Origin of the sequence: Streptomyces poriferorum (assembly GCF_019399235.1) — a bacterium.
Lineage (GTDB): Bacteria > Actinomycetota > Actinomycetes > Streptomycetales > Streptomycetaceae > Streptomyces > Streptomyces poriferorum.
Map to the genome: position 1 here is coordinate 20,794 of NZ_JAELVH010000037.1, position 12,803 is coordinate 33,596.

Annotated in this window: 12 protein-coding genes; 5 read left to right on the plus strand and 7 right to left on the minus strand. The window is 70.4% G+C overall.

The features are described from left to right. Positions 1-287: 287 nt before the first annotated feature. The 3 genes from JGS39_RS09810 to JGS39_RS09820 form a co-directional block, all read right to left on the minus strand. The gene (locus tag JGS39_RS09810) at positions 288-953 is read right to left on the minus strand and encodes a 4'-phosphopantetheinyl transferase family protein (RefSeq protein WP_219568374.1); all 666 of its coding nucleotides are present in this window, start codon (positions 951-953) and stop codon (positions 288-290) included. Beyond that, a complete protein-coding gene (locus tag JGS39_RS09815) occupies positions 950-1,816 on the minus strand; it encodes a metallophosphoesterase family protein (protein WP_219568375.1) in 867 nt (288 codons plus the stop codon). The genes JGS39_RS09810 and JGS39_RS09815 overlap by 4 nt, the downstream gene beginning before the upstream one ends. Before the next feature lie 73 nt (positions 1,817-1,889). Next, the gene (locus JGS39_RS09820; protein WP_308120292.1) at positions 1,890-4,595 is read right to left on the minus strand and encodes a helix-turn-helix transcriptional regulator; all 2,706 of its coding nucleotides are present in this window, start codon (positions 4,593-4,595) and stop codon (positions 1,890-1,892) included. A gap of 267 nt (positions 4,596-4,862) precedes the next feature. Here JGS39_RS09820 and JGS39_RS09825 point away from each other — a divergent pair, with 267 nt between their 5' ends. Then, a complete protein-coding gene (locus JGS39_RS09825) occupies positions 4,863-5,477 on the plus strand; it encodes a TetR/AcrR family transcriptional regulator (RefSeq protein ID WP_219568377.1) in 615 nt (204 codons plus the stop codon). 83 nt (positions 5,478-5,560) lie between these two features. Here the strand turns inward: JGS39_RS09825 and JGS39_RS09830 are convergent, their stop codons facing one another. The 4 genes from JGS39_RS09830 to JGS39_RS09845 form a co-directional block, all read right to left on the minus strand. Next, on the minus strand, positions 5,561-5,830 hold the full coding sequence (locus tag JGS39_RS09830; protein WP_219568378.1) for a PqqD family protein: 270 nt from the start codon (positions 5,828-5,830) through the stop codon (positions 5,561-5,563). A 385-nt stretch (positions 5,831-6,215) separates the two neighbouring features. Beyond that, positions 6,216-6,980, minus strand: coding sequence for a thioesterase II family protein (locus JGS39_RS09835; protein WP_219568379.1), 765 nt, complete (start codon positions 6,978-6,980; stop codon positions 6,216-6,218). 94 nt (positions 6,981-7,074) lie between these two features. Further along, positions 7,075-7,308, minus strand: coding sequence for an acyl-CoA carboxylase epsilon subunit (locus JGS39_RS09840; RefSeq protein ID WP_219568380.1), 234 nt, complete (start codon positions 7,306-7,308; stop codon positions 7,075-7,077). Between the two features lie 24 nt (positions 7,309-7,332). Beyond that, positions 7,333-8,823, minus strand: coding sequence for an acyl-CoA carboxylase subunit beta (locus tag JGS39_RS09845; protein ID WP_329543176.1), 1,491 nt, complete (start codon positions 8,821-8,823; stop codon positions 7,333-7,335). Positions 8,824-9,496: 673 nt separating this feature from the next. Here JGS39_RS09845 and JGS39_RS09850 point away from each other — a divergent pair. The 4 genes from JGS39_RS09850 (at position 9,497) to JGS39_RS09865 (ending at position 12,744) form a co-directional block, all read left to right on the plus strand. After that, complete coding sequence (locus JGS39_RS09850) at positions 9,497-10,363, plus strand: ACP S-malonyltransferase (RefSeq protein WP_236064188.1); 867 nt, start codon at positions 9,497-9,499, stop codon at positions 10,361-10,363. Between the two features lie 116 nt (positions 10,364-10,479). Further along, positions 10,480-11,343, plus strand: coding sequence for a sugar phosphate isomerase/epimerase family protein (locus JGS39_RS09855; protein ID WP_219568382.1), 864 nt, complete (start codon positions 10,480-10,482; stop codon positions 11,341-11,343). Positions 11,344-11,788: 445 nt separating this feature from the next. Further along, a complete protein-coding gene (locus JGS39_RS09860) occupies positions 11,789-12,538 on the plus strand; it encodes a cytochrome P450 (protein WP_443742927.1) in 750 nt (249 codons plus the stop codon). Between the two features lie 11 nt (positions 12,539-12,549). Beyond that, positions 12,550-12,744 (plus strand): ferredoxin, encoded by a 195-nt coding sequence (locus tag JGS39_RS09865; RefSeq protein ID WP_219568384.1) that lies wholly within the window; start codon positions 12,550-12,552, stop codon positions 12,742-12,744. Positions 12,745-12,803 lie beyond the last annotated feature (59 nt).

The window sequence follows — 12,803 nt, forward strand, 5'->3', positions numbered from 1 at the left end:
GAAATTAACACAAGGGTGCTCGGTGGGGACGGCCCGGTGGTGCTGGGTCAGGGAATTGTCTCCCTCGTCCAGGATTTCCGGTAAGTTATTCCGATTTGGTTCGGTCGATCATGAGCGTAACTGAGTGGGTTGCCCATCGAACAACATTTACTCAATTAATGCGTTTCATTTACTTTCCCTTTACTTGCGTTCAGATCGTGACACCGTTTGGGCACGCCGCATGAAGGGAACGCGGAACAATTCCGGCGCGCGCCCGCACCGGGCGGCCCGTGGACGGGCGGGCTGCTTCAGCCCGGCAGGACGATCGCGGTCAGGACGAAGCCGTGCCCCACGGTCCAGCGCCCCGGGAACGTGCCGTGACGGTGCCCGGCCACTTCGGGTCCGGGCACCAGGAGCCGCGCCGAGAACGTGCCCGCGCCGGGGTCGAAGTCGAGCTCCGCCTCCGTGAAGTCGAGCTCGCGCCGGGTCAGCGGATACCAGGTCTTGAACACCGATTCCTTGGCGCTGAACAGCACCCGGTCCCAGTGCACGTCCGGGCGCTGCCGGGAGAGTCCGGCGAGCGCGGCCCGCTCGCGCGGCAGGGAGACGACCTCCAGGATGCCGTCGGGCAGTGGCAGATTCGGCTCCGCGTCGATGCCGAGTGACACGGCGACCTCGGTGCGGGCGACCGCCGCCGCACGGAAGCCGGTGCAGTGGGTCATGCTGCCGGCCACACCGGCCGGCCAGTCGATCGCGCCCCGCTTCCCCGGCACCAGGGGAACCGGGGGAATCCCGAGCTTGTCCAGGGCGCTGCGTGCGCACATCCGGACGGTGGTGAACTCGGCGCGGCGGTGCGGCACCGAACGGGCGATCGCCGCCGTCTCCGCCGGGAAGAGCCCGCGGCCGTCCGCGGGCGGCGGATCTCCGAACACGCTCACGGCGGCCACGTCCGGAGGCAGCACGGCGCCGATCATGCCGTGTGCTCCGACGCGGGGCCCGGCAGGATCTGGCGCAGCGGCGAGCGGGGCGGCCGGGAACGCCACTCCCTCGGGTACCCGATCGACACCTCCTCGAAGCGGACGCCGTCGTGCCAGGTGACCCTCGGGATGTGGAGGTGGCCGTAGACGACGGCGGCCGCCCGGAAGCGCAGGTGCCATTCCGCGGTCAGCTCCGTGCCGCACCACTGGGCGAACTCGGGATACGTCAGGATCCGCGTGGGGTCCCGGACCAGCGGATAGTGGTTGACCAGGACCGTGCGGTGCCGCGGGTCGACGGCCGCGAGCCGTTCCTCGGTGAGGGCGACCCGGGCGCGGCACCAGGCGTCACGCGACGGGTACGGGTCGGGGTGGAGCAGGTACTCGTCGGTGCACACCACCCCCGCCTCGTGGGCGACGCGCAGGGACTCCTCCTTCGTGTGGGTCCCGGGAGCGCGGAAGGAGTAGTCGTACAGCACGAACAACGGGGCGACGGTGACGGGCTCCTCGCCGCCGTGCCAGACCGGGTACGGATCCTCCGGGGACGACACGCCCAGTTCCCGGCACAGTTCGACCAGGGACTCGTAGCGTTCCACGCCGCGCAGAGTGACGGGGTCGGCGGGATGGGTCCACAACTCGTGGTTGCCGGGGGCCCAGACGACCTGGCGGAATCGCCCGGCGAGGAGTCCCAGCGCCCAGGCGATGTCCTCGAACTTCTCGCCGACATCCCCTGCGACGAGCAGCCAGTCGTCATCGGACTCCGGCCGGATCGACTCGGTGATGCGCCGATTCTCCGTATGGGCGACGTGCTGGTCGCTGAGCGCGAACAGCTTTCCGGGGGTCAAGGAGGTCAGTCCTTCCATCGGGTTGCAGCCGGCTGATCGGACCGGCCCGGCCGGTGGGAGTGTCCCCGGCCGGCCGGACCGCTTCGGCTCATCAGACCGCTTCGGCCGTGGAGACCGCAAGGTGGAGGTCGACCGGAAGATCCTGCCGGCGCGTGATGTTGAGCTTGCGGTAGACGCGCGTCAGGTGCTGCTCGACGGTACTGACGGTGATGTGCAGCTTCAGGGAGATCTCCCGGTTGGTGTAGCCGCTCGCCGCGAGAGTGGCCACCCGGCGCTCGGAGTCGCTGAGCTTCGTGTCGAGATCGGAGCGGAACTCCTCCGGGGCGCCGCGCCGGCGCATCCGGTCCTCCGGACCGAGTTCCGGGCTGAACTCCTCGCACAGGGTCTCGGCACCGCACTCCCGGGCCAGGCTCCAGGCCCTGCGGATCACCGAGTCCGCACGGGCGGGCTCGCCGACCGCCCGCAGGGCGCGGCCCAGCTCCGCGAGTGAACGGGCCAGCTCCACCCGGTCGCCGGACCGGCTGAGCTCATCGACCGACTGGTTGAGCAGGGTGAGCCGCTGGCGCGGATCCGAGGTCACCGCGCGTAGACGCAGGCTGATTCCGCGCACCCAGGGCCGGCGCGCGTCCGGGTCGGCGAACTGCTGCTCCACGAGAGTCCTGGCCCGCTGGGTCTCGCCGAGCCGGAACAGAACGTCGGCCGCGTCCGTGCGCCAGGGCAGCACCGCCGGCCGGTCCACGCCCCAGCTCCTGGCGAGCCGGCCCGCTTCCAGGAAGTCGCCAAGGGCAGCGTGGAGCTGATGCGTCGCCATCAGGTAGAGACCGCGGGCGCGCAGATACGCGAGGCCGTGGGTGCTCTTGAACAGTGTGTCCGAGACGGGCTGGTGGAGCTGGCGGGCGACTGCCGCATGGTTCCCCATGAGCGTGCGCGCACGGATCAGGGTGGCGGTCGGGCTCCCGATGAACGCGCTGCTGCTCTGTTCCGGCAGGCAGTCGAGTGCCCGGCACGCGTACTCCTCGGCGGAGTGCAGATCGCTCAGCCGCAGAAGCACCGCCGCGAGAGCCGAGGAGAACAGGGCCTGCCAGGCCGGGGCCTTCTGCCGCTCGGCCTCGGAGATCAGCTCGCGGCAGCAGGCGGCGGCCTGTTCGGGGTGACCGAAGTAGGCGAGTGACCGCAGCGCCCGCATGACCGGTTCCAGGGTGTCTTCGGTGAGGACGGTCGTACGCAGGAAGCGTTCGGCGGCCGTGGTCTCCGTACTGCTCCCGGCCCCGGGCGCGAGCCTTCCCTCACCGGGGCCGGGCGGATTCTCGGTCCGGGTGCCGGTGACTCCGGGGTCCTCGTCCGGGCGGGGTCCGAATCCGTTGCGGTCCTGGCCCCCGGTGCTGCCCGCCACGGTCTCCCGGAGGATCCTGGACATCACCTCTCCCGCCTCGGCGACCCGGCCCTGGCAGGTGAGGAGTTCGGCCAGCGGTGCCAGGCGCTCCGCGGCCAGGCGGCCGGCGCGGAGCACTGCGAGCGGAGCGGACAGGTGCTTCTCCGCCCGTCCTGGGTTGACCCGCCAGGTGACGGCCGCGAGCCGGGTCTTGATGTCGGCCCGCTGCTGCTCGTCACGGCTCAGTTCATGGGCGAGTTCGAGAGCCTGGGTCGCCCGGGCGGGGTCGCTGTGCGTCAGCAGGTCCTCGGCGGCCTCCCGCAGTACGTCCACCGCCCAGGGGAGGGCGATGAGCGATCCGCCCAACTGGGCCGCGGTGAGCAGATGTCCGGAGATCCGGGTGACGGATTCGCCCTCCGCGTGGAGGAGTTCGCCGGTACGCAGATGCAGGCCGGCCAGCACATCGGCCGGGACCTGATCGAGGACGGCCGTCTGGGTGTGCGGGTGCGGGAAACGGTGACCGCTGAGGATGCCGGAGGCGGACAGCGAGGCGACCGACTGCGCGGCGGTGAACGCCGGGATGCCCAGGAGTCTGCCGGCCCGTTCCGGGGTGTACGCGTCGCCCAGCACGGCGAGCGCCGCTCCGAGGTCCAGCATGCGCGGCCCGCTGTGCCGCAGACAGGTCAGGACTGCCTGTCCGAACAGCCCGCCCTGCTCGGGGCGGAAGTCGTCGGTGGTGGCGGGCGCGGAGCGGTACTCCTCCAGGAGCGCGCGCAGCAGCAACGGGTTGCCCCCGCTGATCGCGTGCAGCTCGCCCGAAAGTGCCTCGCGCGGTGTGGGGCCGGGGGAGGTGGCCGCGACGCGCCGGCAGCCCTCGGGGGTGAGCCGCCGCAGCCGGATGCGCCGGACGTTGCGGCTGCGCAGCAGCTCCGTACCGAAGGAGGCGTCCTGGCTGTCCTGGTGCAGGGGTGTCGTGAGCACCAGCAGCATCCGGGTGGAGCGGCTGTGCCGGACGATGTGCTGGAGATAGCGCAGGGAGGCGCTGTCCGCGTGGTGCACGTCGTCGACGGAGATCACGACCGGCGTCGTCGCGCTCAGCAGCTCCAACGCCGCCTGGAACTCGCGCATCGCGCTGACCTGCGGTTCGCCGTCCGGCGCCGCGGAGAACTCGGGGAGCGCGCCGGCCGGTGCGTCCCCGGTCAGCTGCCGCATCAGTCCCAGAGGGAGATCCCGCTCGGTCGGTGAACCGAACGCCCGCAGGACGAGGTCGTCCGCATCGGCCCATTCGGCGAGGGAGTCGATGAGTTCACTCTTGCCGCATCCCACGGCTCCCTCGATGACGACGATGCGGGTCGCGCCGCCCCGGCACTCACCGAGCGCGGTGCGCAACGCCCTTACTTCCAGCTCTCTTTCGGCAAAATCCACAGTGTCCCCCGAACCCATGCTGCGCTTCGACTTGTCCCGGCATTGGGAAAAATGCCCTGATGGAACGCGTGTGGCGTATATGGAACGCGTGTGCGTACGCTACACGCCTATGAGTGTGGCGCACGCTTGCCGCATCCTCTAGTGGCCACAAGCTGCACGCATGGCGGATCAGCGGCGTGTTCGGCATATTCCGGTCAACACTTCGCCGTTCCAAGGCAGTTGGGTCGGTCTAAGATGCCCCGACGGCTTCAAGGCGAGGGTGGTGCTGTGGGTCACCGTGAAGATCTTCTGGAAGGCGCGAAGCGCTGTCTGCTGGAGAAGGGCTTCGCCCGGACGAGTGCCCGGGACATCGTGGCGGCATCGGGAACCGCCCTGGCGTCGATCGGGTACCACTACGGTTCCAAGGACGCCCTGCTCGTTCAGGCCTACGTCCAGGCGATGCAGGAGTGGGCGGACGAGTTCGGTCCGGGCACCGCGATCGGGGCCGATCTCGAATCCGCGTCGTCGCCGATCGAGCGCTTCGAACTGGTCTGGAACCGTATCGTCGAGATCTTCCCCGAGCGCAAACCCCTGTGGGCGCTGAGTGTGGAGGTCGCCGTGCACGCGGAGAACCTGCCGCAGATGCGCGAAGGGCTCTCCAAGGCACAGCCGTTCGGCTGGTCGGCGCTGGTGGCTCTCTTCCACGGCGTGGACGAGAGCGAGGTCGACGAGCAGATGGCGGTCACCCTCGGCCGGTTCTACGCCGCCCTGCTCAACGGCGTGATGTCGCTGTGGCTGTTCTCGCCGGAGACCGCGCCCTCGGGGCGTGATCTGGCCGAGGCGATGAGGGCGATCCTGGTGCTGCACCAGGGTGCCGTCGCCGGCGCGGGCCCGGCCGCCTGAACGGGGCGGGCCCCAACGGCCGGGAGGACACGGCGGATCGGGGTGCCGACGGCTGTGGCGGCGGGCCGTGCGTCGCCGCGCGCTCAGGGCTCGTCGCGGACCAGGCCGGCGTCCCGCAGCTCGCTGACCCAGATGTCCATGTCGGTACGGGTGTTCTCCGGGTCCGTACACCACAGTTCGGCCAGCATCTCGGCCGCCGGGCCGAGTTGGCCGTTGTGCTGGCGCAATGCGATCCACATGGCTGCGGCGACGGGGCTGCACCGGTAACTGGTGCCGTCCGCCGCGGTGAGGAATTCGAGGTACCCGTCCTCGGTGACGCGTGAGGTGACGCCGTTCTCTGGTCGTACCGGCACTCTGGCCTCCGTAGTCGATAGCCGGTCGGTGACGGCCAACCATGGGAAGGAGGCGTGACCGTGTTGCACGGGGCGGGGATGGGATGTCTGTCCGGGCGGTGCGTTTACCGGCGCCGACCGGGGATGCCTCGCACATCGGCTCTTGAGGGCGGACTGCCCGATGCTGCGATAGACGCTAGTCTAGTACGGTCGTCTAGATTCTGGTGAGGGAAGCGCAACTCTGTCCGGAATACATTGCCCGGTACATGAAGTACGCCTGCCCCGGCGGCGATTCCGGGGCAGGCGTACTGGGGCCGGGACGGGATGCCGGTCGCCGGCGCCCCGTACGGGACTCACCCGTGTGCGGCCGGGAGCGACGGCCGGACGTGCCGTCGTTCCCCGCCGTTCACGATCCGACCGTCAGCGCGCTCGTGCGGGCGCGGATCAGGTCGAGGACCGGGGCCACATGGGAGTCGAGGAAGAAGTGGCCGCCGGGGAACACCTGCAGCTCGAACGACGCCGTGGTGTGCTCGCGCCATGCGGCCGCCTCGTCGGCCGTCACCTGTTGATCGGTGTCACCGACGAGCGCCACGATGTCCAGGCCGAGCGGCGGCCCCGGCCGGTAGCGGTAGGTCTCCGCGGCCTTGTAGTCGCTGCGGATCGCCGGAAGGATCATGCGCAGGATCTCGGGATCGCCGAGCACCGCGGCATCGGTGCCGCTCAGCTGGGTGATGTCGGCGATGAGGCGGTCGTCGTCCGCCAGATGCACGCGCTCGTCCCGCACCCGGGAGGGCGCCCGGCGGCCGGAGGCGAACAGCGTCCCCGGTGATGTCCCAGCGGCCTCCAGCCGGCGGGCCACCTCGAACGCGAGCGTGGCTCCCATGCTGTGGCCGAACAGGGTCAGGGGCAGGTCCTTCCAGGGGCCCAGCTCCTCCACCACGAGGTCGGCCAGCTCCTCGATGTCCTCGACGCAGGGCTCCTGCCTCCGGTCCTGGCGGCCCGGGTACTGGATCGCGAGAACGTCGATCGCCGGGGACAGCGCACGCGACACCGGGAAGTAGTAGGTGGCCGATCCGCCCGCGTGCGGGAAACAGACCAGGCGGGTGCGGGCCTCGGGTGCCGGATGGAAACGCCGGATCCAGGGTCCGGTCTCCCGTGAGTCGTCCGTCATCAGTGCTCTACATCCTTCTTCTGCGGGTGTGACTGCGGGTGTGACTGCGACTGTGGCCGTCGGGCCGGGGCCGGCGGGGGCCGGCGCCCTCGCCTCATCGTGCCGCCCAGCTTCCGGGCGACCGGTAGTGAAGCGGCGCGCTCCACCGGGGCGCCACGCCCCGGCCGGTTTTCGGGCAGTCCGCCGGGGCGCGGCGCAGGCTCAGCAGCGCGGCGGTCACCGCGGCGATCTCCTCGGCGGACGGCACACCGCCGAGGAAGCGCAGCGCCGGTCCGGTGCGGTCCGGGTCCGCGGCTCCGGACACGGGGGAGCAGGCAGCAGTGGTCATGGGTCCGGTCACTCCTCACAGGGCTCAGGTCGGGGGGTTGCCGTGCTTGCGGGCCGGGACGGGCGCGTCCTTGGTCCGCAGCATCGCCAGGGAACGCACCAGCACCGCGCGGGTCTCGGCCGGATCGATCACGTCGTCGACCAGGCCGCGCTCGGCCGCGTAGTACGGGTGCATCAGCTCCTGCTGGTACTCCTTGATCCGCTGCTCGCGGGCCGCCGCGGGATCCGGCGCGGCGGCGATCTCCCGGCGGAAGACGATGTTCGCCGCGCCCTGCGCGCCCATCACCGCGATCTCGTTGGTCGGCCACGCGAAGGACAGGTCGGCTCCGATGGAACGTGAGTCCATCACGATGTAGGCCCCGCCGTACGCCTTGCGCAGGATGACCTGGACACGGGGGACCGTCGCGTCGCAGTAGGCGTAGAGCAGCTTCGCGCCGTGCCGGATGATGCCCTGGTGCTCCTGGTCGGTGCCCGGCAGGAAGCCCGGCACGTCGACCAGTGTGATCAGGGGGATGCTGAACGCGTCGCAGGTCTGGACGAACCGCGCCGCCTTCTCCGAGGCGTGGATGTCCAGCACCCCGGCCTGCGAGGCGGGCTGGTTCGCCACGATGCCGACCGTGTGGCCGTCCAGCCGGGCGAGCGCGCAGATGATGTTGGTGGCCCACCGCGCGTGTACCTCGAAGAAGTCCTCGTCATCGACGATCTCCCGGATCACCGCGCGCATGTCGTACGACTGGTTGGCATGATGCGGCACCAGGCTCAGCAGCGCCTCGCACCGCCGGTCCGCAGGGTCGTCGGTCGGTGCCTCGGGCGGGAGTTCGCGGTTGTTCGCGGGCAGCAGGGAGAGCAGGTGCCTGACTTCGTCCAGGCACTCCGCCTCGTCGTCGTACACGAAGCCGGCCGCGCCGGAGACCGTCCCGTGGACCTCCGCGCCGCCGAGCTGCTCGTGCGTCACGCGTTCGTTGGTGACGGCCTGGACCACGTCCGGTCCGGTGATGTACATCTGCGAGATGTCCCGCACCATGAAGACGAAATCGGTGAGCGCCGGCGAGTAGGTGGCACCGCCCGCGCACGGTCCGAGGATCACGCTGATCTGGGGGATCACCCCGGAGGCCCGCACATTGCGGCGGAAGATCCCGCCGTATCCGGCGAGCGCCGTCACACCCTCCTGGATCCGGGCCCCGGCACCGTCGCTCAGCCCCACCAGCGGGGCGCCGGACGAGATCGCCAGGTCCATCACCTTGTGGATCTTCTGCGCGTGCGCCTCGCCCAGCGAGCCGCCGAAGACCCTGAAGTCATGCGCGTACGCGAACACGGTACGCCCGTGGACCAGGCCCCATCCGGTGATCACCCCGTCCCCGCTCGGCCGCCGGTGCTCCAGGCCGAAGCCCGTGGACCGGTGCCGCCGCAGCGACTCCACCTCCTGGAACGTCCCCGCGTCGAAGAGCAGCTCCAGCCGCTCGGGAGCGGTCAGCTTGCCCCGCGCGTGCTGCTGTTCCGTGGAGCGCGGGCCCATTCCCTCGCGCGCCGCACGCTTCAGCTCCGCGGCCTGAGCCACCAGCGAGCTCAGATCGGGCCGGAACTCCGCGGAGTCGTCACCACCGTTGTTCGACGGGGCGTCCTGAATCACTGACATGGTCCCACCCATCCAAGGCTCGACGGTGCGCGGTGGCTGCTCGCACCGGCGCCAGAATCGGGATAACCGTTCCTCATTGAAGACCCGGTGCGATCCCCGTGCCCTCCCCTAAGTTGTCCGGCACCCCCCTAGGCCCTGTCGGGCCCGGGCCGGCCGGATCCGAACAAAAGGCCCCCCGACAGGCATCGCCGCCTCACGGCCCGCGGACCGGCTCCCGCCCGCCGCCGCTCCGGACCCAGGACCCTTAGGGGCTCTACGGGGCCTCGCCGGGTGGAGGGGAAGTGCCTTTACACCGCCCGGGCGACGGTGCGCCGAGCGTCCAACGCGAATGGCTGTCAACGGAATTGGGACTCGCGAACCTTAGGGGTTTTGGCGGTGGCGGGCAGACCTCAGCCTGGATCCCGACCGGTTCGGAAACGAAGCGCCCGACGGGCTGATCGCTCCGGAACGACGTGCTGAAGGGCAGGACACCATGAGACACGACTTCCGCACCGGCGGTGCGCTGGTCTTCCCCGGCATGAGCCCCACACGCTTCCAGGACTCGGCCAAGTTCATGCTGATCAACCCGGTGGCCCGGCGGCTCGTCGCCGAGGCCGACGACGCGCTCGGCTACTCGCTCGTCGACCGCTACCGCGACACCGAGGGTGACTACAGCGAATACGCGCAGGTCGCCTTCCTCGTCAACTGCCTGGCCCTCGCCGACTGGGCGCAGGACCGGTTCGACCCGCAGCCCGCGCTCTGCGTCGGCCCCAGCTTCGGCGGAAAGACCGCGGCGGCCCACACCGGCGTCCTGGACTTCGCCGACGCGGTCCGCCTGACCGCCGGCTGGGCCAGGCTCCTGGAGTCCTGGTTCGCCGAGAACCACCGCGACGTCGTCACCCACTCGTTCACCCGCGTCCCGCGTCCCGAACTGGACCGCGTGCTCGCCGAACTCGACGAGCGCGGCGAGTGGTACGAGATCGCCTGCCACGTCGACGAGGACTTCTACATGGTGTCGCTGCGCGAGACCGTGCTGGAGTGGCTCGGCAAGCGGCTGCGTTCGGTCGGCGGCCTGCCGCTCTACACGATGCGTCCGCCCATGCACGCGAGCGTCTTCGCCCCCCTGCGCCGGCGGGCCGAGGAAGAACTCTTCGCCCCGCTGACCTTCCACGATCCCCGGATACCGGTCGTCGCCGACCAGGACGGCACCGTGCTGACCACGGGCGACGAGGTCCGCACCATGCTGCTGGACGGCTTCGTCCGTCCGGTCCGCTGGCCCGCCGTCGTCGACGCCCTGCGCCGCCACGGTGTCGGCAAGCTGTACGTCGCGGGACCGGACAGCCTTTTCGGCCGCGTTCCCGTCACCACCGGGAACTTCGACGTCGTCGCCGTGGACCCGAGGACGGCGCTCCAGCCCGTCCGCCGCAGCCTCGCCGCCTGAGCGGGGCCGGGGCACCCCGGACCCGACGCACCTCCGGTGGGACGCGCCCAGGCCGGCGCCGCGCCCCTGCCGCCTGCACCAGGACCGGCCGAGGACTTTCGAGTGAGAGGTACACCATGACCCTTCTGACCAGGACCGACCTGGGATTCGCCTATCTGCAGCTGACCGGGTCGGTCTGGCAGGAGCCGGTGCGGTACACACTGGAGGAACGCCTGGCGGCGCTGGCCGAGAACAACTGTGTCTCGATGGGCATGAGCGTCGAGGAACTGGAGACGTTCCTCGCCGACCACTCGGCGGACAAGCTGCGCGGCCTGCTCTCCGAATACGGGGTCCGGCTGCACGAGCTGGAGGTCCTGTTCGGCTGGAACGCCGGACCGGAGGAGAGCGGCCCCGCCCTGGAGTCGGAGACCCGCCTCTTCGAGCTGGCCGTGCTGGCCGGCATTCCCACCGTCAAGTCCTGCGCCGTGTACCCGACCGGTGTCGAGATGCCCCCCACCGAGGTCCTCGCCGAGCGCTTCGGCGCGATGTGCGACCGTGCGGCCGCCCGCGGGCTGGACGTCTCCCTCGAAGCCATGGCCGTGATGCCCGGCTTCACCTACCAGGTCGCCTCCGACGTCATCGTCGCCGCCGACCGCCCCAACGCCGGTCTGCTCATCGACATGTGGCACCTCTTCCGCGACCCGACGGGCCTCGGCGCGGTCGACCAGCTCACGGGCGCGCAGATCGCCGGCGTGGAGTTCGGGGACGCCCCGAGCACCCCGTCCCCCGACGTCATGAACGAGGTCCTCAGCGGCCGGCTGCTGCCCGGCGACGGCGACTGCGACATCACCGGGCTGCTGCGCACGCTGGACGCCAAGGGCGTCGACGTCACCCCGTCCGCGGAGGTCCTCTCCGCAGACCTGCGGGCGCTGCCGCTCAGCGAGAGCATCGCCCGCACCGCCGCCGCCGTACGCGCCTGCCTCGAGAAGGCCCGTGGCTGAGAGCGCCGCCCCCTACCCACCGAGCGCAGAGACCTCTGGAGAAGGAACCATGTCCGATCTCGTCGACGCATGTCCGCACGCCCAGCCCCGCCCGTTCCCCCTGGAGCGCACCGGCTGCCCCCTGGACCCCGCACCGGAGNAGGACGTCCGGCAGATGCTGGTCGACCCGCGGTTCAGCTCCAACATGGCCGACCCCGGCTACCCGCTCCAGTTCCACTTCCCCATGGAACTGCTCGGCAAGGTCAAGCCGGCCCTGCTCCACATGGACCCGCCGGAGCACACCGCGCACCGCATGATGCTGATGCCGGAACTCAGCGTGAAGCGCGTCGAGGCGATGCGGCCGCGCACCCAGGAGATCGTCGACGAGTGCATCGACGCGATGCTGGAGCGGGGCGGCCCGGTGGACCTGGTGTCTATGCTGTCGATGCCCGTGCCGTCCATCGGCATGTGCGAGCTGACCGGCGTACCGCACGAGTCGCGCGACCTGTTCCACCGCTGGGTCACCCTCCTCGTCACCCAGGGCAGCGCCGAGGAGCACGCCTCGGCCAACGCCGAGGTCGAGGTGCTCCTCTACGAGCTCATCGCCGAGCGGCAGAAGAACCCCGGCGACGACCTGATCAGCAGTCTGCTCCAGCGCAACGGGGAGAAGAACGAGCTGGAACCGGCCGACATCAGCGCCCTCGTACGGGCCATGATCGCCGCCGGTCACGAGAGCACCGTCAACGGCATCACCATCGGCACCCTCGTCCTCCTCCAGCACCCCGAGCAGGCCGACTGGCTCCGCGAGCACCCCGAGCTGTCGGGCCAGGCCGTCGACGAGCTGTCGCGCTACTCCAGCATCTCCGACCACGGCACCGTCCGCGTCGCGCTGGAGGACGCCGAGATCGGCGGCCAGCTGATCCGCAAGGGCGAGGGCGTCATCTGCTCGCTCTCCGCCTCGAACCACGACCCGGCGGTCTTCAAGGACCCCAACACCCTGGACCTGACCCGCCGCGAGGCACGCCACAACGTGGCGTTCGGCTTCGGACGCCACCAGTGCGCGGGCCAGATGCTCGTCCGTATGCAGCTGGAGGTCGTCTTCACGACCCTGCTGCGCCGCATCCCCGGACTGCGTCTCGACGCGGCCCTGGACGAACTGCCCTTCAAGGCCAACGCCCTCATCGACGGCGTCCACGAGCTGCCGGTGACCTGGTAAAGGAGTTTTCCATGCGTGTGATCGTCGACAAAGAGCGTTGTGTCGCGGCCGGTTCCTGTGTGATCACCTCGCCCGCCGTCTTCGACCAGAACGACGAGGACGGCAAGGTCGTCCTGCTGATCGAGACACCGGACGAGAAGCTGCGTGAGGAAGTCCTGGAGTCCGTCAACGTCTGCCCGGTCGCGGCGCTGAGCGTCGCCGACTAGGGATTCGACCACCCCCCCCGGAAGCCGGGGCACGGGCCCGGAGGGGGGTGGGCCCGTGC

What these genes read in the sequence shown, in the direction of transcription:
- JGS39_RS09810 (WP_219568374.1), bottom strand. Translation starts at nt 953, where the DNA reads ATGATCGGCGCCGTGCTGCCTCCGGACGTGGCCGCCGTGAGCGTGTTC.
- JGS39_RS09815 (WP_219568375.1), bottom strand. Translation starts at nt 1,816, where the DNA reads ATGGAAGGACTGACCTCCTTGACCCCCGGAAAGCTGTTCGCGCTCAGC.
- JGS39_RS09835 (WP_219568379.1), bottom strand. Translation starts at nt 6,980, where the DNA reads ATGACGGACGACTCACGGGAGACCGGACCCTGGATCCGGCGTTTCCAT.
- JGS39_RS09840 (WP_219568380.1), bottom strand. Translation starts at nt 7,308, where the DNA reads ATGACCACTGCTGCCTGCTCCCCCGTGTCCGGAGCCGCGGACCCGGAC.
- JGS39_RS09845 (WP_329543176.1), bottom strand. Translation starts at nt 8,823, where the DNA reads ATGGGCCCGCGCTCCACGGAACAGCAGCACGCGCGGGGCAAGCTGACC.
- JGS39_RS09850 (WP_236064188.1), top strand. Translation starts at nt 9,497, where the DNA reads ATGCTGATCAACCCGGTGGCCCGGCGGCTCGTCGCCGAGGCCGACGAC.
- JGS39_RS09855 (WP_219568382.1), top strand. Translation starts at nt 10,480, where the DNA reads ATGACCCTTCTGACCAGGACCGACCTGGGATTCGCCTATCTGCAGCTG.
- JGS39_RS09860 (WP_443742927.1), top strand. Translation starts at nt 11,789, where the DNA reads ATGTGCGAGCTGACCGGCGTACCGCACGAGTCGCGCGACCTGTTCCAC.
- JGS39_RS09865 (WP_219568384.1), top strand. Translation starts at nt 12,550, where the DNA reads ATGCGTGTGATCGTCGACAAAGAGCGTTGTGTCGCGGCCGGTTCCTGT.